Origin of the sequence: Enteroscipio rubneri (assembly GCF_002899715.1) — a bacterium.
Taxonomy (GTDB): domain Bacteria; phylum Actinomycetota; class Coriobacteriia; order Coriobacteriales; family Eggerthellaceae; genus Enteroscipio; species Enteroscipio rubneri.
The window spans coordinates 117382-143934 of sequence record NZ_PPEK01000004.1 but is presented as its reverse complement, the minus strand read 5'-3'; the positions used below and the strand labels follow the sequence as shown (position 1 = coordinate 143934).

Here is a 26553-nt window from a genome sequence, read left to right as displayed (position 1 = left end):
CATACAAGCGCGTTGCGAGGGCTCGCTGCTGATGGCGAGTTGTGCGGGGAGGCTTGCTGCTTGACGGCGGCCTGCCGGGGGTTTGTCGCTTTAGCAGCCTCGTATGCTCGGCCGGAGCGAAGCTCCGAGCACGGGATACCATGCGTTAAAACCTCGAAGCGTCGGACGGACGTGCAGCCAGAATGCGCTTCGAGATCGACTATGGCGAAGTTGACGAAACCGTAACTTTTGGCACTCGCCGGTTGACAGTGCTAATTGTCGGATTTATAACGTTGTCGTACAGAAAATCATATAGAAAAAGGCTTAGATTTCCTACGCTCGTTTTGAGCACTTCAGAGAATCCGAGCCGCACACGAAATGGAGATGATCGATATGGCCATGATGGTACCGATGAGAAGGAACCGCAACCTGTTGAGCGAGCTGATGACCGATCCGTTCGACGCATTCTTCGACGCCGCATCCGCCCCGATGCAGTCCATGCAGAAGATGGCGCCCACGCTCATGCGCACGGACATCAAAGAGACCGACGATGGCTACGAGCTAACCATCGATCTGCCCGGCTTCAAGAAGGACGACGTCCAGGCTGATCTGAAGGACGGCTACCTCAGCATCACCGCTCAAACGCAGAGCGAATCCGAGGACAAGGACGAGAAGGGCACGTTCGTCCGCAAGGAGCGCTTCAGCGGCAAGTGCAGCCGCACGTTCTACGTCGGCGACGATATCGAGGAAGACGACATCAAGGCACGCTTCGAGGACGGCGTGCTCAAGATCGACGTGCCCAAGAAGCAGGAGCAGCCCAAGCTCGAGGAGAAGAAGACCATCGCCATCGAAGGCTAATCCGCAGGATGCCCGCGCGCCTGCAATACGGCGTCCGAGGTGCATCGAAACATCTTTTCAAACGAACCGGACCCTCGAAGGGTTCGGTTCGTTTTATTCTAAAGTACATTGCGCCTGCTGGCGCGCTACACCATAGATTATCGGATTTTCACTGCGGCGCACGCCCTCCTATGATCATTGACGAACGCAGAGCCGGACTTCGCCCTGAAGTTTGCTCGCGTGCATAGCCCCGCATGCTATGATGCGCCCCGAGGAACGAACCGCGAGCTTTTCGTGAAGGAAACGGCTTTTTGCAGGAGGCACTATGGCCGAACAACCGCGCAGCCAAACCAGTCGCGACCTCGAAACGTTTCGGCGCTGGGTGGCCGAGACGCCTGTAGGCGGCATGGTGTTCTTCGGCGGCGCGGGCGTGTCAACCGAAAGCGGCATCCCCGATTTCCGTAGCTCAGACGGGCTGTTCGTCCAGAAGTACCCCTGCCCTCCCGAGCAGATGGTATCCCGCAGCTTCTTCGACGCGCGCCCGCGCGAGTTCTTCGATTTCTACTGCGAGCGCATGATCGCGCTCGACGCGCGGCCCAACCAGGCGCACCGCAAGCTGGCCGAGCTCGAGCGGGCGGGCGCATGCGCCGCCGTGGTCACGCAGAATATCGACGGGCTTCACCAGGAAGCTGGCAGCAAGAACGTCTTCGAGCTGCACGGCAGCGCGCTGCGCAACTACTGCCGGAAATGCCGGGCTCCCTACACCGTCGAACAGCTGCTCGCCCTGCGCGCCGAGGCGGCCGACGGCGTGCCACGGTGCCCCGCCTGCGGCGGCATCGTGAAGCCCGATGTCGTGCTATACGAGGAACCGCTCGACGAGGCGGTGCTGCAAGGCGCCCTGGTAGCCATCCAACAGGCTGATCTACTCGTGGTGGCCGGCACGTCGCTGGCAGTGTACCCCGCGGCCGGGCTCATCGACTACTTCACGGGGAACCGACTCGTCATCATCAACCGCACCCCTGCCCCACGGGATCGGCAGGCAGATCTCTGCATCGCCGCCGACGTGGGCGTCGCATTCGACTTCTAGCGAGCGATGCCGACGATCCCGACCCGCTTGGAGCGCGTACCTAAAACGCCTGGTATACTACCTGCAACGCATACACTCCTTCGACGAAAGCGAATCCCCATGTCCGTCAACGATTCCGCATCTCCCCAGCTCGAAGACATCCGTCAGGTCTCGTCGGGATGGATAAACAAGTACGTCCTCACCTACGAGCTGCCCGACGGGACGCGCTACGAGTACGAAAGCGCTTCGCGCAAGAAGCTCGACGACTACTGTCGAAGCCTCGAAGGCCGCGCTGCAGGAGCGGCGCCCACGGCCGATGCGGTGTGCATCGTGCCGCAGACGGCGGACGGCACGCTGCTGCTCATCCGCGAGTTCCGCTATCCGCTGAACAGCTGGTGCATCGCTTTTCCCGCAGGTCTCGTCGAAGAAGGCGAGCATCTACGGGACTGCGTCGACCGCGAGCTGCGCGAAGAGACGGGCTATGCGCTGCGGACCGACCTGGGCGACGATGCGCTCGACCCTCTGCCGCAGGCCGGCTTCTCGTCCACCGGACTCACCGACGAGAGCGTGCATGTCGTGTTCGCACAGGTGGAGAAGGCATCGGATGCGCAACCCGAGCCGTCGGAGTTCATCGAGCCGTTCGAGTTGGCCATCGAGGACGTCCCGCGCTTTTTGGACGAGAACACGACCCCTATCGGCACCCGCGCCCAGCTCGTGCTGGAGGCGTTCGCTCGACGGCGCTAGCAGTTCGCGCGGCGGAAGCGCGCTCGCTTAGCCGAGCTGGGCGATCTGCTCGCGCGCCTTATCCAGCCGCGCCTCCACGTCGATGCCGACGATGTCGAGCCCCTCAGCCGCCACGAGCCTCGTCTCCGGGATGCCGAACATCTTGGCAATGCCGCAGAAGTACTCGTATCCGTAGTTCGCGCCTTCGACGAAGCCGCCGCACGTGGTGATGTAGGTGAGGCGGCGCGCCTTGCAGATGCCCTCGCAGCGCGCGTCCTCGGTGTAGTGGAACGCAAGGTCGCATACGCTCACATATTCAAGGTAGATCTTGAGCGCGGACGGGAACGAAAGGTCCCAGTACGGCGCGCCGATGACGATGTCTTCCGCCTCGACGAACTGGCGCGACAGGGCGAAGATGGGGTCGTCCCACTCGCGGGCGGTCTGCTTCTCTGTGCGGTACGCCACCATGGCGGCGTCGAACGGCTTCAAGTCGAGCGCGGCCAGATCCACCTCGACAACGTCGTCTTCGGCGCCTTCGAGATACTCGCGGCACAGTTGCAGCGTGCGCGACTGCTCGCCCCGCATGCATGCGTTCACAAACAAGATGGTCATGAGTGCTCCTATAGACGTTCGACACCAGCGTTTGTGTCGGTATGATACCGCATCTGCCGCTCGCGCGAGCGGCAGATGCGTCTGCGACTGCGCGGTTAAGCGCGCGACTCGTCGGGAGGCGCCTCGAGCGGCTGCATGTCCAAATGCAGCGCCTGCTCCACCACCTTCATGAGCGCCTCGTCGGAGATGGCGGGGTTGATCTTCACAAGGCCCACCAGGCCGAAGATGACCACGCAGAACATCTCGTACACGAACTCTATCTCCACCTGGTGGTATTCCGCGTACTCGGCCACGATGTTGTCGTTGATGCAGTCCACCGTCTCCCGCACGGCGCGCACGTCGAACGCGTCGCGCTCTCCCAGCTCCTCGAGCACACCGATCATGGGGCGCGGGTTGCCCTCGGCGTCGTAGAGCGCGCGGCGAAACGTGGCGATGCACGCGCGCAGCGATCCCGGCGTGTCGCCGAAGCGGCGCGACTCGTTCCACACGATGACGCTCTCCACGAGGTCTTCCACGTAGTCATCCAGCACAGCGTCGATGACGGCCTGCTTGTTCTCGAAGTAGTAGTACACGAGCTCGCGCGTGACGCCGGCCTCGGCGGCCACGTCCTTCACCGTGGTCTTCGCCACGCCTTGGCGCTCGAACAGGGAGCGCGCCGCCAGCATGATGTCGCCGGCCGGTCCGACGAGGCGGCGGCTCTCGGTGAGGGCGCGCCCGCACTCGCGCCGCACGGGCGCGTACCTGGTCTGCCGGGTGCCCAACCGCATGGTCCCTCCCCTCGCTCCGAAGCGCGCATGGACGCGCGCAGGGCGGTCCTGCTCGCGTCCATTATACGGGAGAGAGGCGGCGTCGGTCATGGGGCGCGCCTAGCGGTTCTCCTCGACGACCCGCTGGTAGGCCTTGGTGTCGGCGTACAGCTCGTCCTTGAGCGGGTTGAGCTTGCGCTGGCGGATGCGACGGAATTGATAGACGGCCAGCGCTACGTTCGACGCGAGCGCCAGCAGGCTGACCACGAAGAACACCGTGGGGTTGTGCGTGGTGGGGATGGGCGCCAGCACGTCGGCGAACTGCGGCACCGTCATCACGAACATGATCCAGAGCCCGAGCGTCTGCGCGCGGTGCTGCAGCCACGCCCCCTTCTTGATGAAGAAGGTGGGGATGGTGCACGCGAGCAGGAGCGCCAGGCCGCAGTACGCCGAATGGTCGGAGATGCAGTTGTACGTGTAGGCGAAGTTCCACAAGTCGTAGGCGATGACCCACGCCCAGATCATGTCGGGCCAGATCATGTCGCGCGACGAGTCCTTCGAGATGAAGATGCCGAACCAACCGCATATGGTGACGATGTTCAGAATGCCAGCGATGCCGTTCATGATGTTCCACGGCCCGGAGATGGTCCACAGGTTCTCGACGATGCCGCCCTGCCACAAGCCGAAGCTGAACACCTGGAAGTCGCGGATCACGGCCTCGGCGATGTTGATAGCCAAGATGAGCGGAGGGAAGCAGAGCGCCCAACGCTTCTCGTACAGGTGATGGGTGCGGCCGTCGGCCCCGCGCCACTTCACGAAGCGCAGCGCGATGAAGCCGAGGCAGCCCGCCAGCGCCGAGTACGTCTTCACCCAGTTGAACCACGTGCCCGTGCCGTAGGGGTTGCCCGGCGCGGCCGTGGTGGGCCACACGAACACGGTGAGCACGAGCGGCACCACCGCGAACAGCGCGATGCCGGCCCACAGCTTCACCCGCCCCAGCTCGTTGAACGCCATGAGCGCGAACAGGATGAACAGCCATATGGCCCAGTACAGCGGATCTTCGGCCTGATACAGAATGCCCATGAGGATCGCCCCCTTCTGCGAGTCCCTGCGCGGATGAGCCCCTCGCCCGCCACGCGCCTGCTCGCAGTATACGGAGCGTGCGCGGTCGAAGTCTTTCACACAGCCGGGCGGTTTGTGAAAGAAGCAGCGGGGCCGGCGATGCTAGACTGGCGGCGTCAACGTTGTCGGCATCGCATGCCGTTCCACGGCAGCAGCCGCTTCACCGGGGGAAAGGGGCCTCGCCATGACCGTGCCTGTGTGGGTCACGCCGATCTCGATGGTTGCGTACACCGTGCTGCTCATGCTGCTCACCGAGTTCATGCGACGGCATTATCGCACGTCGATGTGGGTGTGGGTGGTGTCGCTCGTCACCATCCCGCTGTGGATAGCCAACATCCCCGGCGACGACTGGTTCCGTTGGGCCAAGAACCTCTCCGTCATCCTGCCGCTCATCTTCGCCGGCCTCGGGCGCATCGCCGCCGTGGAGCAGAAGGACACGCCGTTCTGGCGCACCATGCGCAAGCGCTGGGTGCGCTGGGTGCTGTACGGCATCGTGTTCTGCAACATCGCCGAGGCCACGCTGCGCGACGTGCAGATGGGCAACATGATGAACGCGCTCGCCGGCTTCATCCTGTGCGTCACCATGCCCCTCGGCGACAAGTTCTGGAAATACGACACCTCGAGCCACGGCGAGATCCTCTCCTACACCGTGCCCATGTGGAACTTCCTGTACACCACTTGGAACGCCTGCTTCGTGTACGCCGAGGGCCACGAGTTCTTCGCCTCGACCTGCTGCATCTTGGCGGCGGCCGAGCTGTACCCCATCGTCATGCGCCGGCCGGAGCTCTACATCACGGGACGTATCTACACGCTTGGCGCGCATCTGCTGCTGCGCAGCTGCTTCCCGGCGCTCTTCCCCACCATCATGAACAGCGCCGCGTGGTTCAACCCCGACTTCATGGCAGGATGGGGCCTGTTCAACGGCGTCATCGGCATCCCGTTCGTATTCTGGTACTGCTACCAGCTGCATACGGGCCGCGCCGACGTGGCGTTCCGCCGCGGCAAGGCGCGCGCGATCTACCTGGAGGGACGCGCGAACGGCACGATTGACGAGTACGGCGACCCCGTGGCGCTGCCAGCGCCGGCTGCGGGCAAGCCGCAGGCCCCCGCGCTCCCGGACGACGACGCCGCGCCCGTGGCTGGGTAGCGCGCTGCCGAACCGCCGTCGGTACCCGCAGACGGCGCTTCCCCGTCTCGATGATGGCATAACGGAAACAGCCTCTTCTCGTACCGAGGTGAGCGCAGGACAAGGAATCCGACTGGGCCATCGGCTTCGACAGGCCCAGATTGCGGGATGCTACGAACGCTTCTTGTCGGCGTCGTCGAGGGCGTTCAGGGCGGCGGTGTAGCCGCCTGCGCCGTAGGACAGGCATTTCGAGACGCGCGCGATCGTGGTGGCCGAAGCCCCGGTGGCCTCCTCGATGACAGCATAGGACCGTCCCGCGTCCAGCAGCCGCGCAACGGCCAGCCGCTGCGACGTTTCCTTGATCTCGCGAATAGTGAACAAGTCCTCCAACAGGGAGAAGATCGTATCTTCGTCATCGAGCGCGGCGAAGACGCGCAGCAGATCGTCTACTTCAGTCGTCCTGAGCTCGCTCATGTCACGCTCCTGCTCTCATCAAGCCGTACTCGATCGAATCGACCAGCGCGTTCCAAGACGCCTCAATGATGTTCTCGGACACGCCCACCGTGCCCCAGCTGGCACTACTGTCACGCGTGGTGATGACGACGCGCGTGATAGCGTCGGTGCCCACATTCTCGTCCAGGATGCGCACCTTGAAGTCGACGAGCTCCATCTCGTTGACAGCCGGATAGAACGCGGTGATGGCCATGCGCAGCGCGTTGTCGAGCGCGCCGACAGGACCCGCGCCCTCGCCTGTGGCAACGAAGCGCTGATCGTCCACGTGGATCTTGATGGTAGCCTCGCTCATGGCGTCCTTGGCGAGCGCGCCGGTGTCCTCATGGTCGTCCACGATCACACGGAAGCTCTCCAGCGTGAAATGCGGGCGATACGCGCCCAGATGCCGCTGCAACAGCAGCGCGAGCGAACCGTCAGCCACTTCATAGGAGTAACCAGCAGCCTCCCGCGCTTTGATATCGTCGAGAATGGCCTGCGTCTTGTCTTGATGTGCGGCAAGATCGATGCCGAGGCTCGCCGCTTTCGCAACAAGCGAGGCTTTACCGGCGAGCTCGCTCACGAGCATGCGCTGCGTGTTGCCCACGCTTTCGGGGCGGGCATGCTCGTAGGCTTCGGGGAAGCGCGCGATGGCGCTCGCGTGCAACCCGCCCTTGTGAGCGAACGCCGATGCGCCCGTATAGGGATGATGGGTCGGCACGGACAGATTGCATGTCGCGGCCACGAACTGCGACACGCCGGTCAGCTGACGGAGATTCTCGGCGCCGACGCATGTACAGCCCATCTTGAGTTCGAGATCGGCGATGACGGTGAGCAGATCGGCATTGCCCACGCGTTCGCCGAACCCGTTGACCGTACCCTGCACCTGAGTCGCGCCGGCGCGCACAGCGGCCAGCGTGTTGGCTACGGCACAGCCCGAATCATCGTGACAATGAATACCCAATTGCTGACCAGGGAGCGCCTCGGCCACCGTACGCACGATTTCCTCCACTTCGTGGGGCAGCGCGCCGCCGTTCGTCTCGCACAGATCGATGGAATCGGCCCCGGCCTCGCTTGCAGCCCGCACGCATGCGAGCGCGAAATCAGGATTCGCCTTGTAGCCGTCGAAGAAGTGCTCAGCGTCGAACACAACGCGCAAGCCCTGGGCCTTCAAGTACGCCACCGATTCGCGGATCATCCGCAGGTTCTCGTCGAGCGTGGTCAGAAGCGCGCGGGTGACTTGCTCGTCCCAGGTCTTGCCTACGATGGTGACCGCAGGCGCACCGCTGCCTACAAGATCGGCGAGGCCCTGATCGTCTTCGGGAGCCACCCCCTTCTTGCATGTGGAACCGAACGCCGCAATGCTCGCATGCTTGAGCGGCATTGCACGCACGCGCTCGAAGAACGCAATATCCTTCGGATTCGAAGCGGGGTAGCCGCCTTCGATGAAGTCCACGCCGAACGCGTCGAGCCGCTCGACGATGCGCAGCTTATCCTCAAGCGACAGCGCGATGCCCTCGCTCTGCTCGCCGTCGCGCAGCGTGCTGTCATAGGTGAAGATCCTCGTCAAGAACGCATCCTTTCCAGGTCAAGAAGAGCGCGACGGTTCGCGCGAAGCGCGAACATTGCCGCGCCGGTTGGCGCAGTGAGTCAGCGAGGGACGCCGAGGTGCGCGGAATTGCCGTGAAAGCCCGAGGAAGCGTACTCTGTACGCGACGAGGGCTTGGAGCGGCAAGGCCGGGCGCCGCGGCGCCCCGCAGCGTCGGTGGGTTCCGGCGGCCGGCAGGCCGACGGAACTTCCAAGCGTCGGTGGGTTCCGGCGGCCGGCAGGCCGATGAAGCTTTTTAGACCTCGGTGACCCATTCGGCGTACTCTTCGACCTTGCCGTACACGACGTCGAAGTAGCGATCCTGCAACGCGCGCGTGATCTCGCCGGGTTTGCCGATCACGCGGCCGTCGACGCTGCCGATGGGCGTGAGCTCGGCGGCCGACCCGGTCATGAACACCTCGTCGGCCACGTAGAGGTCGGAGCGTGTGAGGCTCTCCTCGATGGCGGGTATTTCCAGATCGTCAGCCAGGCAGAGCACCGTGTCGCGCGTGATGCCCTCCAGCAGGCCGTCGGACAAAGGAGGCGTGGACAGGATGCCGTCACGCACGACGAACAGGTTCTCGCCCGTGCCCTCGCACACAAGTCCTGCCTCGTTAAGCAGGATGGCCTCGGCGTAACCGTGCTCTTTAGCCTCGAGCTTTGCAAGGATGGAGTTCATGTAGGAGGCGGTTGCCTTCACCGAGGGCGGAATGGAGTTGTTCGTGCGTTGGCGCCAGGAGGACACGCCCACGGCCACACCGTTCTCGAGCGCGTCGGCGCCCAGGTAGGAGTCCCACGGCCACACGGCGATGACCACGTCGGTTGGCGCGCCGGTAGGATCGACGCCCATCACGCCGTAGCCGCGGTACACGAGCGGGCGGATGTAACACGACGGAAGATTGTTCTTGCGGATGACCTCGAGCGTAGCCTCGCACAGCTCGTCCACCGAATACGGCAGATCGATGAGCGCGATCTTGCAGCTGCGGTGCAGGCGCTCCATGTGGTCGCGCAGGCGGAACACATAGCTCATGTTGTCCTCGGGACTCTGATAACAGCGGATGCCCTCGAACACGCCCGAACCGTAGTGCAGCGAGTGGGACAGGACGTGCGTCGTCGCCTCGGCCCACGGGACGATCTCCCCGTTTTTCCAAATATACTCGACCTCGGTGATGTCTGCCATAACGCGTGCCTTTCCTCGTATGAGCCTCGGGCGCCGCCCCCATGCGTTCGCCTCGATCCTCCCCGACGCGCAGTCGGGCGGGAAGAAAGCAAGTCCATGCGGTCTGACGTGCGGGTTTCGTTCGGATAATTCGTTCGCTCATTGTACTCTAATCGGCTAAAGAGCGCGCGCCCGTTCCGGCAACGGCGGGGATTTTCAACGAAAGCGACAAAAAGGGCCTGCACGCGCCGTCGATCCTGCCGGACACTCGATTCTGCCTTCGGTGAAACGATGATGAAGGAACGCGGAAAACGTGTTTGGATGCGCTTTCCGGATCGAGCTTTCTCCGTTTTTCGAAAGGCGTCGCATTTTACAGCAGCACGTCGTCCACCTTCTCGTAGGTGCCGATACGGTAGCTTTCCACGGCGTTGCCCTTCACAACGTAGAAGGTATCGTCGATAAAGACCCCGCGCGTGCCCACCCAGGTGCCGCCGTTAACCTCCTCGGCCATGATTTGGTCGAGCCCTTCCCCGTCGTCGTAGTCGAACACGTAGTACGTCTCGCGGTCGGCGTATCCCGAGAAGCCGATGATGTTGCGCTCGACGCTGACGAGCGCCGCGCGGTAGTCGGAGAAAACATCGGAGCCGTACGCGCCCTCGATGACGAACGTGTCGGCCTCCTGCACGTCTGCCGGGTCGGACACGTCGAACATTGTCACCTTCATCCCGTTCGTGACGCCGCTCTCCTCATCCACGTCCATGCCGATGCCCAGCAGCCGGCCCTCACCGTACGGATGCAGGTACTCCGAGAAGCCGGGGATCTTTAAGCTGCCGATGATCTGCGGATTCGCCGGATCGCTCAGATCCACCGTGTACAGCGGGTCGGTTTCGCGGAACGTGACGAAGTACGCGGTGTCACCAAAGAAGCGCGCCGAGTATACGCGCTCGTCCTCCGCGAGGCCCGTGATGGAACCGACCTCCTCGAGGTTCTCGTCCAGCACGTGCACCTCGTTGGTCGAGGTCGTCTGCGCGCCTTCCGCATCCCAGCTGCTCAGCGTGGTGACGAGGCGCAGCATGCCCTCGTGCTCGTCGATGCTGAAGCTGTCGTTCAAGGTGCCGCTCACTTTCGCCTGCGCCACACCCTCCAGCTTCCCATCATGGTAGGCGATCTTGCGCACCGTGATACGGCCCTGATCGTCCGCCTCGCCGGATCGCGCAAGCGGCATGAACGACCGCGCGTTCTCGTACACGTAGATGTTCCCCGCACTCACGTACTGGGAATTCGAATCCGAGAGTACCGCCTTCTGGTCGACCGTCTGCGTGGGATCGTCCACGTTGATCGAGGCGATGACCAAGTACTGGTTTGCGCTGGCGAGGGGAGGCAGGTAGATGTCCTGGCAGGCAACCGCCTGGCCGGCCACGCGGGGGATGAAGGGCTCGATGTCGTCTTCTTCCAAAGCGTAGGGCACGGCGTAGGTGCTGAACAGGTACAGATAGCCGTCCACGAGCCGCGAGGATTGGTACCAGCCGCTCTGCGACACCAAGCCGAGGGATTTCGGGTTGCGCGCGTCCGTCACGTCGAACGTTTCGAGCCGCATCTCGGAACCGCCGTAGACCTCCGTCCCGTCTTCGTCGGTCCTGACGAGCGAGACGTTGGCAAGCACGAACGCCTTGCCGTCGCGCACGTAGAACTCGGCGATCTGGCCTTGATCGCTTGCGACGATGCTGCCCACCTTGCGCATGGCGTCATCCGTCGCGTCGACCACCGCGATCTCGGTCGCGCTGTCCTGCAGGATGAAGAGGTGCTCGCCATCCGTCTTGACGATATCGGCCTCGTCGACGCCCTCGGTGCGCACGTTCGTGTCGGAGTGGTCGGCGGTCGGCACAGCGGACGCGGTCGAGCCGCTTCGCGCGGATTGCGCACTCGACCCAGCGGCATCGGCGGATTCCGGCACCGCCATATCCTTGGCAGCGGGTGCTTCGTCGAACACGATAGCGCCCCCGTTGGATGCAGAAAGACGCTCCTGCTCGGCTGCGTACGTCTCGAAGCAATGCCTCACCTGGTCATAGCTCTCCGCTGCGGTTATGCGGCTGTCGATCGGCGTGTCGGGATCGGCTGTCGGCGCTTCCGAGTCATCGTCCGCCGCTCCGAGGCCAGCCGAAGCAGCGTTTTCGCCCGCGCCGTTCGAGGGTGGAAGCGCGCGACCGGCGACCAGTCCCGCTCCCGCAAGCAGCACGAAGCAGGCGGCGATGCCCCACGGAAGCGCGCGCCTGCGCCAGCCGGACGATGCGCGGCGCGCGGCGGCGGAAGGCGAATGCTCCTGAGCTTGCACGCGCTCGTGCACCTGCACGCGCTCTTCTGCCTGCGCGGCTTCCAGCAGCTCCTCGATCGCCTGTGGTCGCAAAGCCTCCGGCACGGCGATGTCGCGCGTCGCCTCGTCGATCGCTTTCATGATCTCGTCTTCGCTCCGCGTCATCGCGCCACTTCCTTCAATTCCGCGGCCATCTTCTCCAAAGCGCGCTTGCGCTTCGAGCGCACCGTGTTGGCGTTCAGCTCGAGCACGCTGCCTATTTCCGCGCTCGTGTACCCACCGAACACCGAAAGCGACACGATGAGCCGCTCCTCCTCGCTCACGGCGGCGAACGCCGCGCGCACGTCTTCCCGCAGATCGCCAGCGCTGTCGTCCGACAGCGGTCTTCCGTCGAACGCAGCCGAGGGCTCCCGCGTGCGCGCCGCGGCGAAGTCGGCCACCGGCTCCACGCGCGCGGCCCCTTTCAGCCTCTTGCGGCACACGTTGGCCAGGATGGCGAACATCCACGACTTGAACGCCTCGTCGCTCCTGAGCTGGTGGCGCTGCCGGAATCCGGCGAGGACCGCCTCGCTCACCGCGTCCTCCGCGTCGTGGGCCCGCCCCATCATGCAAAGCGCGAATCGATACAGGTCGTGGTAGACCGCGCCGTAGCGACTCGCGAACGTTCGCGCATCCATGATTAGCCGCGCCCCTCTCCAAGACGTCTTTGCTATAAGAGTACGCGAACGACGTGTATGTTGCATCGATTTTCGCAAACCGCCGAAAAAGCTTCCAAGGTCCTTTCCGAAAACCTTTCCGAGGTCCCTCCTAATACGACCTCTCGCGCCTCGACGACGTCGCCGACGTGCTTGGCATAAACCCGCAGCTTGACGAGCGCTTCATCGAAGCCGTCCAGCGCCAAACCGCCAAGCAGGTAGAAACCGTGAACGACCTGGCTTTCGAACGCCGGATATTTATCCCAGGACGATAAGCGATCGTAGTTAAGCGCCAGCGCCCATACCACCGCCACGCATGCCGTGTCGGACGTCGCCGCCCTGGCCGGCGGCCATAGGATCGCCACCCATGCCAAGGCCGCCCATGCCTCCGGCAGCCGTCGTGGAGACGGCGATCTGGGTGGTCGTGCCGCCGCTCACGGAGCCGTCGTCGGTGTAGCCGTCGGCGTTCGCGCCATTCACCTGGCCGCCGATGACGAGCGAGTACATGCCGCTCTCTTCGAACGCGGGCGAGCTGGCCAGCACCATGCCGAACTGCTTGGTCGCCGTGAGGGAGGCTACCACCGTGCCGTCGGCATCCACCACGGCCACGCTCTGGCCGGCGTTGCCGCTTACGGTGGCGAACGCGAAGGGCTGCGTGCCACTCGTGAAGTTCTGCGCCATGCCGGTGGAACCCACCATGAGCACCGTGCCGCCGGTCACCGTGGCCGTGAGGTCGTAGTCGAACGCACCGTCGCCGCCGCTCAGGGGGCCGTTCACCAGCAGCATGCCGCCGGTGATCTCCACGCTGCCGTTGCTGTCGACGCTATCGCCCGCCGAATCGAGCACGATGGAGCCGCCGTTGATCTGGACGAGACAGTTCTCGTCTCCCATGGTGGGCGCGCCGGCCTCGGCGAACGCGTTGTCGGGCGCGCCGCCGTTCTGCTGCCGCTCGCCCATGGCGGGGTGATCGCCGCCGTCGGGTATCGCGCCGTCTTGGGGCATCGTGCTGCCATCCATAGCAGAAAGCTCGCCGTTGCCCTTGGGCGCGGCGTCGGACAGCGCGGCCGCATCGGTCGCTGTCGTCGTCGCGTCAGCCTCATCGCCCGTCAGGTCGGCCGCCGCCGCGTTCACGGCGTCATCGCTAGCAACGATGTGGGTTTCGCCGCCGTTCACGTAGATCTTCTCGGCCTCGTAGCCCTCGTAGCAGCCGGTCACGTCCACCGTACCGTCGTCGATGACGAGCTTCGTCTCGGCGTGGAACGCATCGTCACCGGCCTCGATGGCAAGCGAGCCGCCCGCAAGCAAGCCCTCAAGGTCGGAATGCAGCGCGTCGTCGGCAGCCGCGATGTCCAGCTCGCCGCCCGCGATGCGCAGGTACGTCTGCGCTTGGATGCCGTCGTCGCCGGCCTCGATGGCGAACGTGCCGCCGCCGATAGAGACGAAGCCGCGAGTGGCGTCTCCGTCGTTGTTCGACTTGATGCCATCGCCGCCCGCCGTGAGCGTGAAATTGCCGTCCGCGATCTTCACGCAATCGCGCCCGCGCAGCGCATCCTCCGCCGCGTCCACCACGTAGGTGCCGCCCGTGATGACCAAATCGTCCTTCGAGCAGATCGCATGCCGGTACGCGCTCGTCACCGTCAGCATGCCCGACCCGTTGATCGTGAGATCGTCACAGCTGAACAACGTGGCAGAGGGCTCGTCCGTACCGTCTTCGAGCACGTACTCCGCGCCGTCGGTGAGCGTGTTCGTCGTCCCGTCCGTCAACGTGACGAAGCACTTGTCCGCCTGCTTCACGTACACCGCCGGCCCATCCTCGTTATGGATGGCCGCGCCCGCCAGCACCACCTGCACCTTGTCGGTGTCCGCAGCGTCCACCACCAGCTGGCCGTCGTCAAGTGTGCCAGATACGACGTACGTGCCCTCGGTCAAGATGGTCACCGTAGACCCCTCGGCCGACGCCCCGTCGCCATCGGCCGCAGCCGACGACCCATCGAGCACGATGCGCGTGGCCGAAGCCTCGTCGTAGGAAGCATCCTTGTCGCGGTTCGAGTATTCCATATCGAGCGCCGCAGCATCGAATGCAGCCGCCACCTCCTCGAAAGTCGTCGCTTCGGTCGAAGAGGAAGACGAAGCAACAACATCCCCCGTCTCCCCCGACCCGTCAACCTCGGACCCCGCGCACCCAAGCGCCCCGGCAAGCACGATGCACAAAGCGACCATGGCAATGCCGCGACCCGCGGCGCGAGGCAACGCCCACCAAGCGAGTTTCCCCTTCGGGGACTTGCTTCGCTTCGCTTCGCGGCGCCGCGCACCTACGCAGCGAGGACTGTTTGAGCGACTGGGCGTTGCCCCGCGGCGCCCACAGAAACCATTCAACAAAGTAGTTTTCATCCTACAGCACATCCTTACCAGCCGCCGCGCGCCCGAGCACGACCTTGAGGTTGCCGTTCAAGCGCCGCACCTCGTCGATCATCCGCTTCTCCATGCCGGGAGCTTTCATGTGTACCGCGTACTCGAGCAGAAACAGGCTGCCCATGTTGGTGGTCTGCACCTCCACCAACTCGTGCTCGTCAGTGTAGCGCGCCAGCACACCGTCGAACACGCCGTCGTACTCCAGGTCCTCGGGGATGGTGATTTTGAGCGTCTTCTCCGGCTCCTTCTGCTTGCCGAACGGCGTGAGCACATACACCACGTTCACCACCGCCACGATGACCGTGAACAGCACCGCGAGCACGATGAATCCCATGCCCGTCGCCAGGCCGATGGCCATGGCCAGAAACACGCTGCCGATATCCTTTGCGCTGCCGGGAATACTGCGGAAACGCACGAGGTTAAACACGCCCATCACCGCGATGCCCGCGCCTAAGTTGCCGTTCACGAGCGTGATGACCATCTGCACGATGAGCGGCAAAAGCGCCAGCGTCACTACGAAGTTCTTCGAGTAGGTGTGGCGGAACATGTAGATGGCCGCCACGGCCGCGCCCAGCACGATGGACGACAGGCAGCATACAAGGAAATCGATGGTCGACACGCTCGCAACGAGCGATTCGGCCGTTCCGAAAACGGAGTTCAACGCCGTATCAAGCACAGCAGTCTCCCTTCTTCGCCGAAGTCGTTGCTCGAAAGCGGCGCGGACGGCCAGCGAGCAAAGTCACCGCAAGGCAGCCGGCCTTCTGGTCGGCGACTGCGTGCGCATGCGCTGCCCGTGCGTCCACGCGCGCAGTCGCAGAAACTTCTGCTGTCGGCTGCGCGATCGCCGACGCGACGGCCGGAGCGCTCATGCATGCGCGGTACGCCGCGCCGTACTTGGAGAACGACGTTGGGTAGGCGCGGCACGCATCGAGCGCGGCCACGAGCCACAGCGGGAAGGAGCCCGAGGCCTTGATCTCCATGACGGACTCGTCGGCGCGGAGAAGAGCTGAAAGCGCACGCGCGGATCCGCTGGTGGGAACCGCAGGCGCTGCAAACAGATCGCGGTAGGCGACGCACTCGTCGAACGTGATGCGCAGGTCGGACGGCACATCGGCAGGCGGCTGGCCCGAGAGCGCGTCGAGCACGGGCACGTAGGCCACACGCTCGCACCGGATGAGCATGGACGGCACGAGCGGCGCATGCCAAGTCATAAACCGGTCGATCTCGGCCGCAATCTGCAGGCTGCGCGGCGCGCACGACTCGGCCGCAGCCATCGGGTCGACCAGCGGGAAGCGCGCGCAGGCCTCCTCGTAGGGCACGCCTCCCAAATACGCACGAGCCGCCGCGTACGAGCATCCCACGCGGCGCTTGTACACGATGCCCTTGAACTTCTTCTTGATCTCGATGAACACGAGTCCGTCGCCCGTGGGCGCGCCGTAGCTGCGCAGCCGCAGCTTCTCCTTGTACAGCGGCTTGTCGAGCGAGCGCTCGATGAGGGCGCGCTCGGGCGTGTCCAGGTAGAGGCTGCGCACACTCGTGCGGCCGTACTCATCGGGCGCCAGACGTCCCGCCAGCGCGCGGCGCATCTCCTCGGCCTGGCGGGCGCTCAGGCGGTACTTGACTTCCTTCCGCTCGAACACGTCGGTGAATGTTGCCATATCGGGTTCCTTTCCTTCCAGCATGACGGCCATCCTAGCCGCCGACGCTGAAAAAACCCTGAAAGGGGATGCCGCCATGGGCTCGACATGCCGGTTCTTTCAGGGAGATTTCAGCATCGGCGATACAATAGGAGGCGACGCAGCGCGAGGAAGGCGGGCCCAACATGCAGATTCTCATCGTCGAGGACGACGTGCGGCTGGCGCGGGCGCTCGCGCACATTCTGGAGGAGAACGGCTACGGCGCCGACGTCGTACACGACGGCGCCACCGGGCTGGCCTGGGCTGAAAGCGGGATGTACGACGTGATCATCCTGGACGTGATGCTGCCGAAAATGGACGGGTTCGCCGTAGTGGCCGACCTGCGTCGCGAGAACGTGAGCACGCCAGTGCTGCTGCTCACCGCGCGCGACGCCGTGCCCGACAAGATAACCGGCCTCGACAGCGGCGCGGACGACTACATGACCAAGCCCTTCTCGCCTGCCGAGCTCTTGGCCCACCTGCGCGCGCTCACGCGCCGTCAGGGCGAGGTGCTGTTCGAGAAGCTGGCCGCCGGCGACCTCGAGCTCAACCTGGAAAGCCACGACCTCTCGCGCGGCGGGAAGTCCATCCACCTGAGCTACAAGGAGTACTGCCTGGCGAAGGTACTCATGACCAACGCCGGCCAGGTGGTGTCGAAAGACCTGATCATCGCCAAAGTGTGGGGCATCGAATCGAGCGCCGAGGACAATAACGTGGAGGCCTACGTGTCGTTTCTGCGCAAGAAGATGAAGTTCCTCGGTTCCACGGCGCGCATCGAGACGCTGCGCAAAGCCGGCTACCGCTTCGCCGCCGGCGCGGAGGAGAGCGTGCCATGCTGAGGAAGCTGCGCCTCAAATTCGTCGCGCTCAACATGGTCACCGTGACCGTGGTGCTGGCCGTGGTGTTCACCGCCATCTGCGTCATCGACTACCAGCAGAGCGTCGCGCGCGTGCAGGAGGCGCTCGACGCGGCCGTGGTGCACGCGGGCGAGGCGGCGAACGGGCCGTTCGGCGGCGTGGATCCGCTGGCCGGACAGGCGCCATCCGACACGGCGCCCGAAGGCGCGACCCCGCCCGAGATCGGCGGCAAGCGCGGCGGGTCGAACCCGACCATCCCCGTGGCCGTGTTCTTGGCGGGCGAGGACGGTGCGCTCGAAGCCGTGCAGGCGCGCACGACGGCCTCGCTCGCCAATGACGTGCTGGCCCAGGCCGCCGCGCAGCTAGCTGACGCGCCCGGCGGATTCGGCAGCCTGGACGGGCTGGGGCTCTTCTACGAGAAGCGCGTCGCGGGCGGGGCCGCCTACCTCGCGTTCGCTGACATGAGCGCAGCCAACGGCTGGCAGGCGCTCGCCCTCACGCTGGCGGGCGTGGGCGTGGCGGCGCTAGCGGCGTTCCTGGTGATCAGCGTGTTCTTCTCGCGCTGGGCGCTGCGGCCGGTAGAGGACGCATGGACGCGGCAGCGCCGGTTCGTGGCCGACGCGTCGCACGATCTGAAGACGCCGCTCACGGTGATCCTGGCGAACACGTCCATCCTGATGGAGCACCCCGAACGCAGCGTGGCCAGCCAGAGCCAGTGGGTGGAGAGCACGCAGCACGAGGCCGAGCAGATGCAGGGCCTGGTGGGCGACCTACTGCTGCTCGCGCAGGCGGACGAGAGCGCGTCGAAGCCCTCGATGGAGCGGCTCGATCTGGCCGACCTCGTGGAGGGCGAGCTGTTGCAGTTCGAGTCCGTGGCGTTCGAACGCGGGGTGGAGCTTCGCTCCCAGCTTGAGCCAGGCGTAGAGATACGCGGCAACGTGAACCGCCTGCGCAAGCTCACGGGCACGCTGCTGGACAACGCCTGCAAGTACGCCGACGAGGGAGGCCAAGTGAACGTCGAGCTGCGCCGGAGCCCGCGGCGTGTGGAGCTTGCGGTGCGCAACACCGGCTTCGCCATCGCGCCCGAGGACCTGCCGCACGTCTTCGATCGCTTCTACCGCGGCGACAAGGCCCGTACGCGCGACGAGGGCGGCTACGGATTGGGCCTGGCCATCGCCCGCGCCATCGCTGAGGAGCACGGCGGAACCCTCTCCGCCGCCAGCGACGAGGCCAGCGGCACCACCTTCATCCTCGCGCTGCCGGTCTGCGAGTAATGGACGCTCGCGAAGTCCTCTATAATGGGGCTTCGTCCGAATCCGTTCGAACTCGCTGAGGAGAGAGAATCCTACACATGGCGCTTCACTCATGGCTGACGCGACCGCAACGGCGGCTGGGTCCACTGGGCCTCATCGCGCTGCTCGTCATTACCTCGCTGGTCACTCCCCTGTCGCTGGACATGTACACGCCGGCCGTGCCGCACATGACCGAGCACTTCGATACGTCCGAGGCGATGGTGAACCTCACACTCGTGGGATACTTTCTGTTCTTCGCCGTGGGGCTGCTGGCGTTCGGTCCCGCAAGCGACCGATACGGCCGCAAGCCCGTGCTGGTGACCGGCATTCTAACGTATGCTCTGGCCAGCGCCTTGTGCGCAGTGTCGAGCAGCATCGGCATGCTCATCGCCATGCGCGTGCTGCAGGCACTGGGCGCGGGCGCGGTGAGCGCAGTGTCCACCGCCGTGGTGAAAGACGCGGTGGTGCCCGAACGGCGCGAGGCGCTGCTGTCCATCGTGCAGGTGATGTTCGTGGTGGGGCCGGTGCTCGCACCGGTAGCGGGCGCGCTTATCCTGCAGGTGGCCGACTGGCGCATGACGTTCTGGGTGCTCGCAGCCATCGGACTGGGATGCGCGGCGCTGGCGCTGCTGTTCGAGGAGACACTGCCCGTCGGAGAGCGCTACGAGGGCACGGTGCTCGGCAGCGTGAAGCAGCTCGGCGTCGTGGCGCGCAACAAAGGGTTCTCGACGTTTCTGGCCATCGTCGGGTCGTTCAATCTGCCGTTCATGGCCTACATCGCCGTAGGATCGTACGTGTACATCGCGTTCTTCGGACTGACCGAGCTCGAGTACAGCCTGTACTTCGCATTCGCCGCACTGCTCACGGCGGCGGGACCGTTCGTATGGCTCGTCGCTTCGCACTTCGTATCGGCGCGACGGTTCACCAGCATCGTACTGGGCGTCGCGCTGGCGTCGGGCGCGGCCATGCTGGCCGTAGGCCAGGCGGGGCCGACGCTGTTCTGCCTCGTATTCCTCGTATTCGCGCTGTGCGAAGCAGCCATCCGACCCTACAGCACGAACATTCTGCTCTCTCAGCAGGAAGGCGACACCGGGGCCGCCTCGTCGCTCATCAACTTCGCCCACACGGCCATCGGCTGCCTGGGGATGCTGGTCGCCGTACTCCCGTGGCCGAACTACGTGGTAGGGGTGGGGGTCATCATCGCTGCGTCGATGGCCGCCGCGCTGGCGGGATGGGTCGCGCTCCTGCGATCGAGCATCCCACTCGTCGGAGTCAAAGACGCATGCGCCGCAAAGAACGCGCGATTCGGCGATGACGGCGCGCTCGAAGGACGCTAATGCTCGCCCGTGCAGCTGCTCCTGCTAGCATCCGCACGTGGCGGCTGGCAAGCCGCCGGAACCTCAGACGTAGAACAGCATGTTGTTGTAAGAGGGCACCGGCCAATGATTGCGATCGGTGATGATCTCCATGGCATCCACCGCGGCGCGCAGGCCCTCCATGATGGGGAGAAGCTCGTGGGCGTTGTATTTCGCCTTGGCCAACTCGTCTTCAAGCGCTTCGACCGTGGCGCACGCATCGTCAAGTGCCTTCAGCTGCACGTTGATCTCCTTGATGCCGCCCAACAGATCGGCGAGCAGCTCCTCCTGCGCGCCCGTCTCAGCACCGACGACGGCCTCCTTGAACGCGACCACGCTCGCGGCGACCTCAGAAGCATAGCGGTTGATGGCGGGCAGGTAGGTGCGCCGCGCCATCCGCTTCATCACGCGGGCCTCGATGTTGATGAGCTTGTTGTACTTCTCCAGCTTAACCTCGTAGCGGCTGTGGACCTCCGTCTCGGAGAGGATGTCGAATTCAGCGAACAGGTCGATGCTCTTCTGCTCGATGAAGCACGGCAGCGCATCGGCTGTGGTCTTGTGGTTTGCCAAGCCGCGCCGCTGCGCTTCGACGGGCCACTCCTCGGAGTATCCGTTGCCGTTGAATACGATGCGCTGGTGGTCCGAAAGCGTCTTCTTGATGTAGGCTATGGCCTTGGCTTCGAATTCCTCGCCCGAGGAACCATCCATCGCGTCGGCGAACTCTTTCAGGCTCTTCGCCACGGCTGTGTTGAGGATCATATTGGCATCGGACAGGTTCACGTGAGAACCGGGCATGCGAAACTCGAATTTGTTTCCGGTGAAGGCAAAGGGCGAGGTGCGGTTGCGATCGGTGTTGTCCTTGAGGAAGTTCGGCAGCACGGCCACACCCAGATCCAGAGCCACCCGCTCGGCATTCGTGTAGTCCGTACCCGTGATCAGGGCATCCACAATGGCGCCCAGCTCGTCGCCCAGAAAGATAGAGATAATGGCCGGAGGCGCCTCGTTCGCTCCCAGGCGATGATCGTTGCCGGCGGAAGCAACCGACATGCGCAAGAGCTCCTGGTACTCGTCGACAGCCTGGATGACGGAGGTCAAAAACACGAGGAACCGGAGGTTGTCCATAGGGCTCTCGCCCGGATCGAGCAAGTTCTTCTTGCCGGCCGATATTGACCAGTTGTTATGCTTGCCCGATCCATTGATGCCCTCGAACGGCTTTTCGTGCAGTAGGCACACCAAGTTGTAATGCGACGCCAGAAGCTGCATCTTTTCCATCGTGAGCAGGTTCTCATCGATGGCACGGTTGGCATTCGCGAAGATGGGGGCCAGCTCGTGCTGGGCCGGCGCCACTTCGTTGTGCTTGGTGCGCGCAGGCACGCCGAGCGCCCACAGCTCGTCGTCGAGCTCCTTCATGAATTCATTGACCGTCGGACGGATGGCACCGAAGTAGTGCTCTTCGAGCTCCTGACCCTTGCACGGTGCGTAGCCGAACAGCGTCCGGCCGGTGAGCACGAGATCTTCGCGCCGCTCGTACTCCTTCTCGGGGATGAGAAAGAACTCCTGCTCCGATCCGACCGTAGCGACCACGCGCTGGCGAGGCTCGCCGAACAGTGCGAGCACGCGATTCGTCTGCTCCTCGATGGCGTTCATAGATCGCAGAAGCGGGGTCTTTTTGTCCAGAGCTTCACCGGTGTAGCTGCAGAATGCCGTGGGAATGCACAGCACCTCGTCCTTGATGAACGCATAGGACGTGGGATCCCACGCCGTGTAGCCCCGCGCCTCGAAGGTAGCGCGTAGGCCGCCGGACGGGAAGCTGGACGCGTCGGGTTCGCCCTGGATGAGCTCCTTGCCCGAGAAACTCATGATGGCACGACCGTCGCCGGTAGGGTCGAGGAAGCCGTCGTGCTTTTCGGAGGTGACGCCGGAGAGCGGCTGGAACCAGTGCGTGAAGTGGGTCGCGCCTTTCTCGATAGCCCATTCCTTCATGGCATGCGCCACGACATTGGCAACTTCGATGTCGAGCGGCTTGCCTTCGGTGATGGTTTTGAGCAGGCTTTTATACGTCGCAGAAGGCAGGCGCTCCTGCATCGTGTGCTCGTTGAACACCATCGAGCCGTAGATATCCGAAACTTGCGCCATGGGTGTGCGCTCCTTATTCGTCGCTTTCAAGGCGTATCCTCCCCGCGTCGTACTAACCACCGCTGCGAACGGCACCGCACTACGATAGCACGACGTCGGGGCTGCTCGCATCGACATCGTACGGTTCTCAAACTAACCTCGAAATGTTTCAGGTTCTTTTCGGGACGCGAAAGAGCGCCGCGAATGTCGATCGCAGGCGGCGGAAGCTTTCAAGCACCCTCGCGCGCCAGGAGGCCCTCCACCAGCCGGTGCAACTCCTCCTTGCTATGGATGCCAAAGCTCACGCCGCGTCCCCTTATATCGGCAAGCCGACGCGGGATCGACATCAACCTGATGCGTCACCACCCCTCCCATCTGAACGTCTTCGCAGCCATAAGCGCATTCAGCGCGCCGCTCGGAGCGATGGCGTGCCCGAATCGGATGCCGATCGCTGACGCATGCGACGCGCCGACCAACGTGCCGACGGGCTCAAATCCGCACCTCCTCAAGCTCGCCCTCTTCTTCCATCCCGAGCGCGCGCTGCTCGGCGACGACAGCGGCGAATACGTCCTGCTGAGAGTGGATATCCATTTTGCGATAGATGTTGCGCACGTGGGTCTTCACCGTCTCCTTGGACAGCGTCAGCACCTCGCCGATATCCGCACGCGGCACATTGCGCGCGAGCAGAGCAAACACCTCCTGCTCGCGCGCGGTCAAGTCGTAGCGCCGGCAGACGAGCTCGCAACCCCGCTCGAAACTGTCGGGAAGCTCTTCGATATCGCCGGGCCGCACCATGCCCCAGCCCGTCTGCAAGTTCTTGCGGTCGCTCAAGATAAGCGACACCCCCAGCAAGACGAACACCATGACCGTCGCCAGATCGCGCGCTGTGTGGACCGTGATATCGAACGCATACACCACACCGCTTCCCACAAGCGCTCCGACCACTTGACCCAAAAGCAGAAAGCACGTCGTGATGGCAAACACCCAGTTCGCCGGTAGACCGCGCTGACTGATCAGGAACGTGCACAGCGCCCACATCATGATGTCGACGAAACGGTACCCCATGGTGTGGATGAACAGTCCGCCCAAAGCATCGGGGCTGACCACCGCCAGAATCAGGTAGCCCGCAGCCATAATGAAGAACCCAACCTGATAGATGAGCTGGTTGAAGTCCATGCGGAAAAACAGCGCACACACGAACAGCGCCACGGCCGAGAGCGCGAAGCTCGCGGCAGAAAGCGCCGCGACCGGCCCTGCAACCCCGCCCAGCAGCAGAACGGCCTGCGCGATGCCGAACGAAAGCCCTTGCGTAAACGATGTCACCAGAAACCGGCGCGGGATGTGCAGCGGCGCGCCCAGCCCGTGCGAGAGCATCGCGGGGGTAGCCGGCGCGTCCCGCACGAGCAGCCGCATGCACACGGGGGGCAGAACGATGGCCGCAAGCCACACCACGGCATCCGGCAGAAAGGTGATGAGCACGGTCAGAAGCGCTGCGAACACCGTTCCCACCACACCGTGCAGGATAGTTGTGCGAGGACCCAAATCGCCCAGGACCCGACCCCATTCCACATGCAAGCAGGCCGTGCCTGCGCCCATGAGCAGACCGCCGAAGCACGTGACGGCAGCGTTAACGGAAAAAACGGTAAGGGGCGAGTATGTCAGCATGCCGCACAAGCCGACGCCCATCGACATGGAGACCGGTATGCAGACGAGGTACCAGCGCCCCTGAGGGACGATCCCTTTCAGCTTAAGCAGAAAGCCCAGCAGGAGGAACGTCAGCGCATAGGCCGAAAGCGGCACGACCCAACCAGGTAGAATGAAGTCGAGCTCGTCCAGGAACGTGGGGCTGAACAACGTCGTCTGGAACACGAGCCACACCCATGTCCAGAACAAGCCGAAGCCAGCCGACAGTCGGGGATGCAGGCGCATTTCGCGCAGAAACGACGCGAGCATCGCATGTCGCTCGTTCCAGCCGGTCACGGTTCCGCGCGCGTCGTGGTCGTACCCCGCTTCGGCAGCCGATCCAAACTTCGAGCCGTTCTCGTTGCGCATGACCAAAACGCCCCTCCCTGAGCATCCGCCAAGCATGCGGCTCATCCTACCACAGCGCGCCAAAATGCGCCGCTCTCGTTCCTACCCCTTCCGGGGGTAGATGTTCTCACCTGCGAATTTACCGCGTAGGGGGGATGGCGTGATGCTGCATAGCGGCGGTAAGGTGCGCTCGGGCCCGGGATGCGACAGCAACCCGAACCGGCCCCGTCGATCGACGGGGTGGAACGGAGGCAGAACAAGGGAGGAAGGGAGCACCATGAAAGAGAATCGAGAACAGACTTCGAAGCAGAGCGTCTCACGCCGTCAGTTCCTGGTGGGCGCTGGCCTGGCAGGCCTCGGCGTGGCGGGAGCGGGCATTGCAGGATGCGCGCCGGCGAGCCAGTCGAGCGGGGATGCCGGCGCCGCTAGCGCAGGGACGGCCGACTCCGCATCGCTCGCCAACAACCCGCTTGGCGCAAACGCCGCAGTGAACTGGACGTTCCTGACACCGCCGGAGGACATCGCCGAAGACCAGATCAAAGGCACCGAAGACGTGGACGTGCTCGTAGTGGGCTGCGGCTTCGCCGGAGCCATCGCATCGGTCACCGCAGCCGAGCAAGGCGCCAAGACGCTCTGCATAGACAAGCAGGACACCTGGTCGGGCCGCGGCGGCCACATTACGGCTTACGGCTCGAAGATCGTGAAGCAGTACGCGGGCGAGGGCTGGTTCCAGGAAGCCGACTACTCCCATGTGGTCCGCCGCCTCATCGAATGGGCGACCGGCCGCGTGAAGGAGCCGCTCATGTGGCAGTTCGCGAAGAAGTCCGGCGCCTGCATGGATTGGCTCGTGGACCTCGTGGCCGATTCCGGGTTGCACCCGACGCTTTGGGCCGGCTTCTACAAGGGCCCCGACTACACCGAGGAGCCTATCACGCACTTCTTCTACGATGACAGCACTGACTTCGTCTACCTCGACGGCGTGTCCACGGGACTCGGCATGGCCGTGCTCATCCCCGCAGTCATCGCCGAAGGCGAGAAGCTGGGCGTCGAGTACCGCTACAGCACGCCGTGCGCTCGTCTTGTGCGCGACGGAGACGGCCCCGTGACAGGCGCCATCGTGGGCGAAGAGGGCAACTACACGAAGATCAACGCAAAATCCGTCATCATCGCCGCCGGCGACTACCTGGATGACGACGAGATGCGCAGCCGCTACCAGCCGTTCACCTGGCACGCCGACAGCCGCCTGTACATCCCCTTCGGCATCTCCACGGGCGACCTGCACAAACAGGCCCTGTGGGTGGGTGGCGCCATGCAGGAGTCCGAACCCCACTGCGCCACCATCCACCTGGAGTCAGGCGCGCAGAGCTACAACTTCCTGCACGTGAACAAGAACGGCGAGCGCTTCATGAACGAGGACGTGAACACCCAGTCCAAGTCGTGCGTGAAGTCCTATCAGCCCGAGGGCAAGGCGTTCACCATCTACGATGCCAACTCGCTTGAGAAGTTCGCGCAGTCGTGCAACGACGGCATCTCCGGCGGCATCTCGTCCGACCAGCAGTACCGTCGCTACGGCGTGCCCTTCGATATGGAGGTGGAGCTGAAGCTGCGCGAAGCCAAGATCGAGCAAGGGCTGCTGTTCCAGGCCGACACACTTGACGAGCTGGCAGAGAAGGCGGGCATCGACGCCGAGGGCCTGAAAGCTACCGTGGCGCGCTACAACGAACTGGCCGCCAAGGGCAACGACGACGACTTCGGCAAGCGCCCAGAAATCCTGTGGCCCGTCGATACGCCTCCGTTCTTCGCCGGCCAGCTGGTGTCCACGCTGCTTGCGGCATCGGGCGGCCTGCGCCAGGACACCGCGTGCCACGTGCTCGACGAGGAGAACAACGCCATCGAGGGACTGTACGTGTGCGGCGCCGCAGGCGGCGAGTACTTCTCTAATGACTACCCCACCATCTGCCCCGGTACGAACCACGGTCGCTGCCTGACCTTCGGACGCATCGCCGGCATCAACGCCGCCGGCGGCGATGCTGATAAGGAGATCCCTGACCTTGAGATCCCGAGTGGGAACATGCCCGAAGAAGACCGCATCAACACGGTGACGCCCTCGAAGCTGTAGGCCTCGAGGCTGCCCCGGACACCATTCTAACAGTGCGGGACTTCACCGCGGCATTCCCGTCGCGACCCGCCATGTGCAAGAGCCGCCTGGCCCCTCCCTCCCCGCCGGGCGGCTCTCCGCTATCCTCGTTCGGGAACGCGCTGCCAGAAAACAGGTCGGTTTGGCACGGATTCGGGTGAAGACAGGGTCTTCCGAGCCCAGATATTCCGACAGCGCTGCAAAACCCCAGGCGGCACGTTATCC

At 64.2% G+C, this 26553-nt stretch carries 22 protein-coding genes; 8 read left to right on the top strand and 14 right to left on the bottom strand.

Annotated elements, in window-relative coordinates:
• Positions 1 to 372: 372 nt before the first annotated feature.
• The 3 genes from C2L71_RS05505 (at position 373) to C2L71_RS05495 (ending at position 2626) form a co-directional block, all read left to right on the top strand.
• Complete coding sequence (locus C2L71_RS05505; protein ID WP_103264802.1) at positions 373 to 837, top strand: Hsp20/alpha crystallin family protein; 465 nt, start codon at positions 373 to 375, stop codon at positions 835 to 837.
• A 304-nt stretch (positions 838 to 1141) separates the two neighbouring features.
• Positions 1142 to 1903 (top strand): NAD-dependent protein deacylase, encoded by a 762-nt coding sequence (locus C2L71_RS05500; protein ID WP_103264774.1) that lies wholly within the window; start codon positions 1142 to 1144, stop codon positions 1901 to 1903.
• Between the two features lie 99 nt (positions 1904 to 2002).
• Complete coding sequence (locus tag C2L71_RS05495) at positions 2003 to 2626, top strand: NUDIX hydrolase (RefSeq protein WP_103264773.1); 624 nt, start codon at positions 2003 to 2005, stop codon at positions 2624 to 2626.
• 27 nt (positions 2627 to 2653) lie between these two features.
• Here the strand turns inward: C2L71_RS05495 and C2L71_RS05490 are convergent, their stop codons facing one another.
• The 3 genes from C2L71_RS05490 to C2L71_RS05480 form a co-directional block, all read right to left on the bottom strand.
• Positions 2654 to 3217, bottom strand: a complete 564-nt coding sequence (locus C2L71_RS05490) for an NAD(P)H-dependent oxidoreductase (protein WP_103264772.1) — start codon at positions 3215 to 3217, stop codon at positions 2654 to 2656.
• Between the two features lie 95 nt (positions 3218 to 3312).
• Positions 3313 to 3984, bottom strand: a complete 672-nt coding sequence (locus C2L71_RS05485; protein WP_103264801.1) for a TetR/AcrR family transcriptional regulator — start codon at positions 3982 to 3984, stop codon at positions 3313 to 3315.
• A 99-nt stretch (positions 3985 to 4083) separates the two neighbouring features.
• Entirely contained in the window at positions 4084 to 5046 is a 963-nt protein-coding gene (locus C2L71_RS05480) for a DUF5692 family protein (RefSeq protein ID WP_103264771.1), read from the bottom strand.
• 223 nt (positions 5047 to 5269) lie between these two features.
• Here C2L71_RS05480 and C2L71_RS05475 point away from each other — a divergent pair, with 223 nt between their 5' ends.
• Complete coding sequence (locus C2L71_RS05475; RefSeq protein WP_103264770.1) at positions 5270 to 6232, top strand: hypothetical protein; 963 nt, start codon at positions 5270 to 5272, stop codon at positions 6230 to 6232.
• Positions 6233 to 6382: 150 nt separating this feature from the next.
• Here C2L71_RS05475 and C2L71_RS05470 read toward each other — a convergent pair whose 3' ends face one another.
• From C2L71_RS05470 to C2L71_RS05430, 9 genes are all read right to left on the bottom strand, one after another.
• Positions 6383 to 6685 (bottom strand): YerC/YecD family TrpR-related protein, encoded by a 303-nt coding sequence (locus C2L71_RS05470; protein ID WP_103264769.1) that lies wholly within the window; start codon positions 6683 to 6685, stop codon positions 6383 to 6385.
• 1 nt (position 6686) lies between these two features.
• Positions 6687 to 8270, bottom strand: coding sequence for a citramalate synthase (cimA, locus tag C2L71_RS05465; protein ID WP_103264768.1), 1584 nt, complete (start codon positions 8268 to 8270; stop codon positions 6687 to 6689).
• A 274-nt stretch (positions 8271 to 8544) separates the two neighbouring features.
• Positions 8545 to 9468, bottom strand: coding sequence for a branched-chain amino acid transaminase (locus C2L71_RS05460; RefSeq protein ID WP_103264767.1), 924 nt, complete (start codon positions 9466 to 9468; stop codon positions 8545 to 8547).
• Positions 9469 to 9817: 349 nt separating this feature from the next.
• Positions 9818 to 11923, bottom strand: a complete 2106-nt coding sequence (locus tag C2L71_RS05455) for a beta-propeller domain-containing protein (RefSeq protein WP_103264766.1) — start codon at positions 11921 to 11923, stop codon at positions 9818 to 9820.
• A complete protein-coding gene (locus tag C2L71_RS05450; protein WP_187143280.1) occupies positions 11920 to 12435 on the bottom strand; it encodes an RNA polymerase sigma factor in 516 nt (171 codons plus the stop codon). Before C2L71_RS05450 ends, C2L71_RS05455 begins: the two co-directional genes overlap by 4 nt.
• 32 nt (positions 12436 to 12467) lie before the next feature.
• Positions 12468 to 12767 (bottom strand): hypothetical protein, encoded by a 300-nt coding sequence (locus C2L71_RS12180; RefSeq protein WP_187143278.1) that lies wholly within the window; start codon positions 12765 to 12767, stop codon positions 12468 to 12470.
• Complete coding sequence (locus C2L71_RS05440) at positions 12739 to 14673, bottom strand: carbohydrate-binding domain-containing protein (protein ID WP_103264764.1); 1935 nt, start codon at positions 14671 to 14673, stop codon at positions 12739 to 12741. The genes C2L71_RS12180 and C2L71_RS05440 overlap by 29 nt, the downstream gene beginning before the upstream one ends.
• Before the next feature lie 172 nt (positions 14674 to 14845).
• Positions 14846 to 15541, bottom strand: coding sequence for a DUF4956 domain-containing protein (locus C2L71_RS05435; RefSeq protein WP_103264763.1), 696 nt, complete (start codon positions 15539 to 15541; stop codon positions 14846 to 14848).
• Positions 15534 to 16523, bottom strand: coding sequence for a polyphosphate polymerase domain-containing protein (locus C2L71_RS05430; protein WP_103264762.1), 990 nt, complete (start codon positions 16521 to 16523; stop codon positions 15534 to 15536). The genes C2L71_RS05435 and C2L71_RS05430 overlap by 8 nt, the downstream gene beginning before the upstream one ends.
• 164 nt (positions 16524 to 16687) lie before the next feature.
• On the opposite strand from C2L71_RS05430, the gene C2L71_RS05425 reads away from it, so the two are divergent.
• The 3 genes from C2L71_RS05425 to C2L71_RS05415 all read left to right on the top strand — a co-directional run bounded on the left by C2L71_RS05425 (position 16688) and on the right by C2L71_RS05415 (position 20027).
• A complete protein-coding gene (locus C2L71_RS05425; protein WP_103264761.1) occupies positions 16688 to 17380 on the top strand; it encodes a response regulator transcription factor in 693 nt (230 codons plus the stop codon).
• Positions 17374 to 18672 (top strand): sensor histidine kinase, encoded by a 1299-nt coding sequence (locus tag C2L71_RS05420; RefSeq protein ID WP_103264760.1) that lies wholly within the window; start codon positions 17374 to 17376, stop codon positions 18670 to 18672. Before C2L71_RS05425 ends, C2L71_RS05420 begins: the two co-directional genes overlap by 7 nt.
• A 77-nt stretch (positions 18673 to 18749) precedes the next feature.
• Positions 18750 to 20027 carry an MFS transporter gene (locus C2L71_RS05415; protein ID WP_103264759.1) on the top strand — a complete coding sequence of 426 codons (1278 nt, stop codon included), beginning with the start codon at positions 18750 to 18752 and terminating at the stop codon, positions 20025 to 20027.
• A gap of 63 nt (positions 20028 to 20090) precedes the next feature.
• Here C2L71_RS05415 and C2L71_RS05410 read toward each other — a convergent pair whose 3' ends face one another.
• Together C2L71_RS05410 and C2L71_RS05405 are read right to left on the bottom strand one after the other, a co-directional pair.
• Positions 20091 to 22181, bottom strand: a complete 2091-nt coding sequence (locus C2L71_RS05410; protein ID WP_103264758.1) for a glutamine synthetase III family protein — start codon at positions 22179 to 22181, stop codon at positions 20091 to 20093.
• 468 nt (positions 22182 to 22649) lie between these two features.
• Complete coding sequence (locus C2L71_RS05405; protein ID WP_239926395.1) at positions 22650 to 24212, bottom strand: helix-turn-helix transcriptional regulator; 1563 nt, start codon at positions 24210 to 24212, stop codon at positions 22650 to 22652.
• Between the two features lie 256 nt (positions 24213 to 24468).
• Between C2L71_RS05405 and C2L71_RS05400 the strand changes: the two genes are divergently transcribed.
• Positions 24469 to 26310: an FAD-dependent oxidoreductase gene (locus C2L71_RS05400; RefSeq protein WP_103264757.1), complete on the top strand. Its 1842-nt coding sequence runs from the start codon at positions 24469 to 24471 to the stop codon at positions 26308 to 26310.
• Positions 26311 to 26553 lie beyond the last annotated feature (243 nt).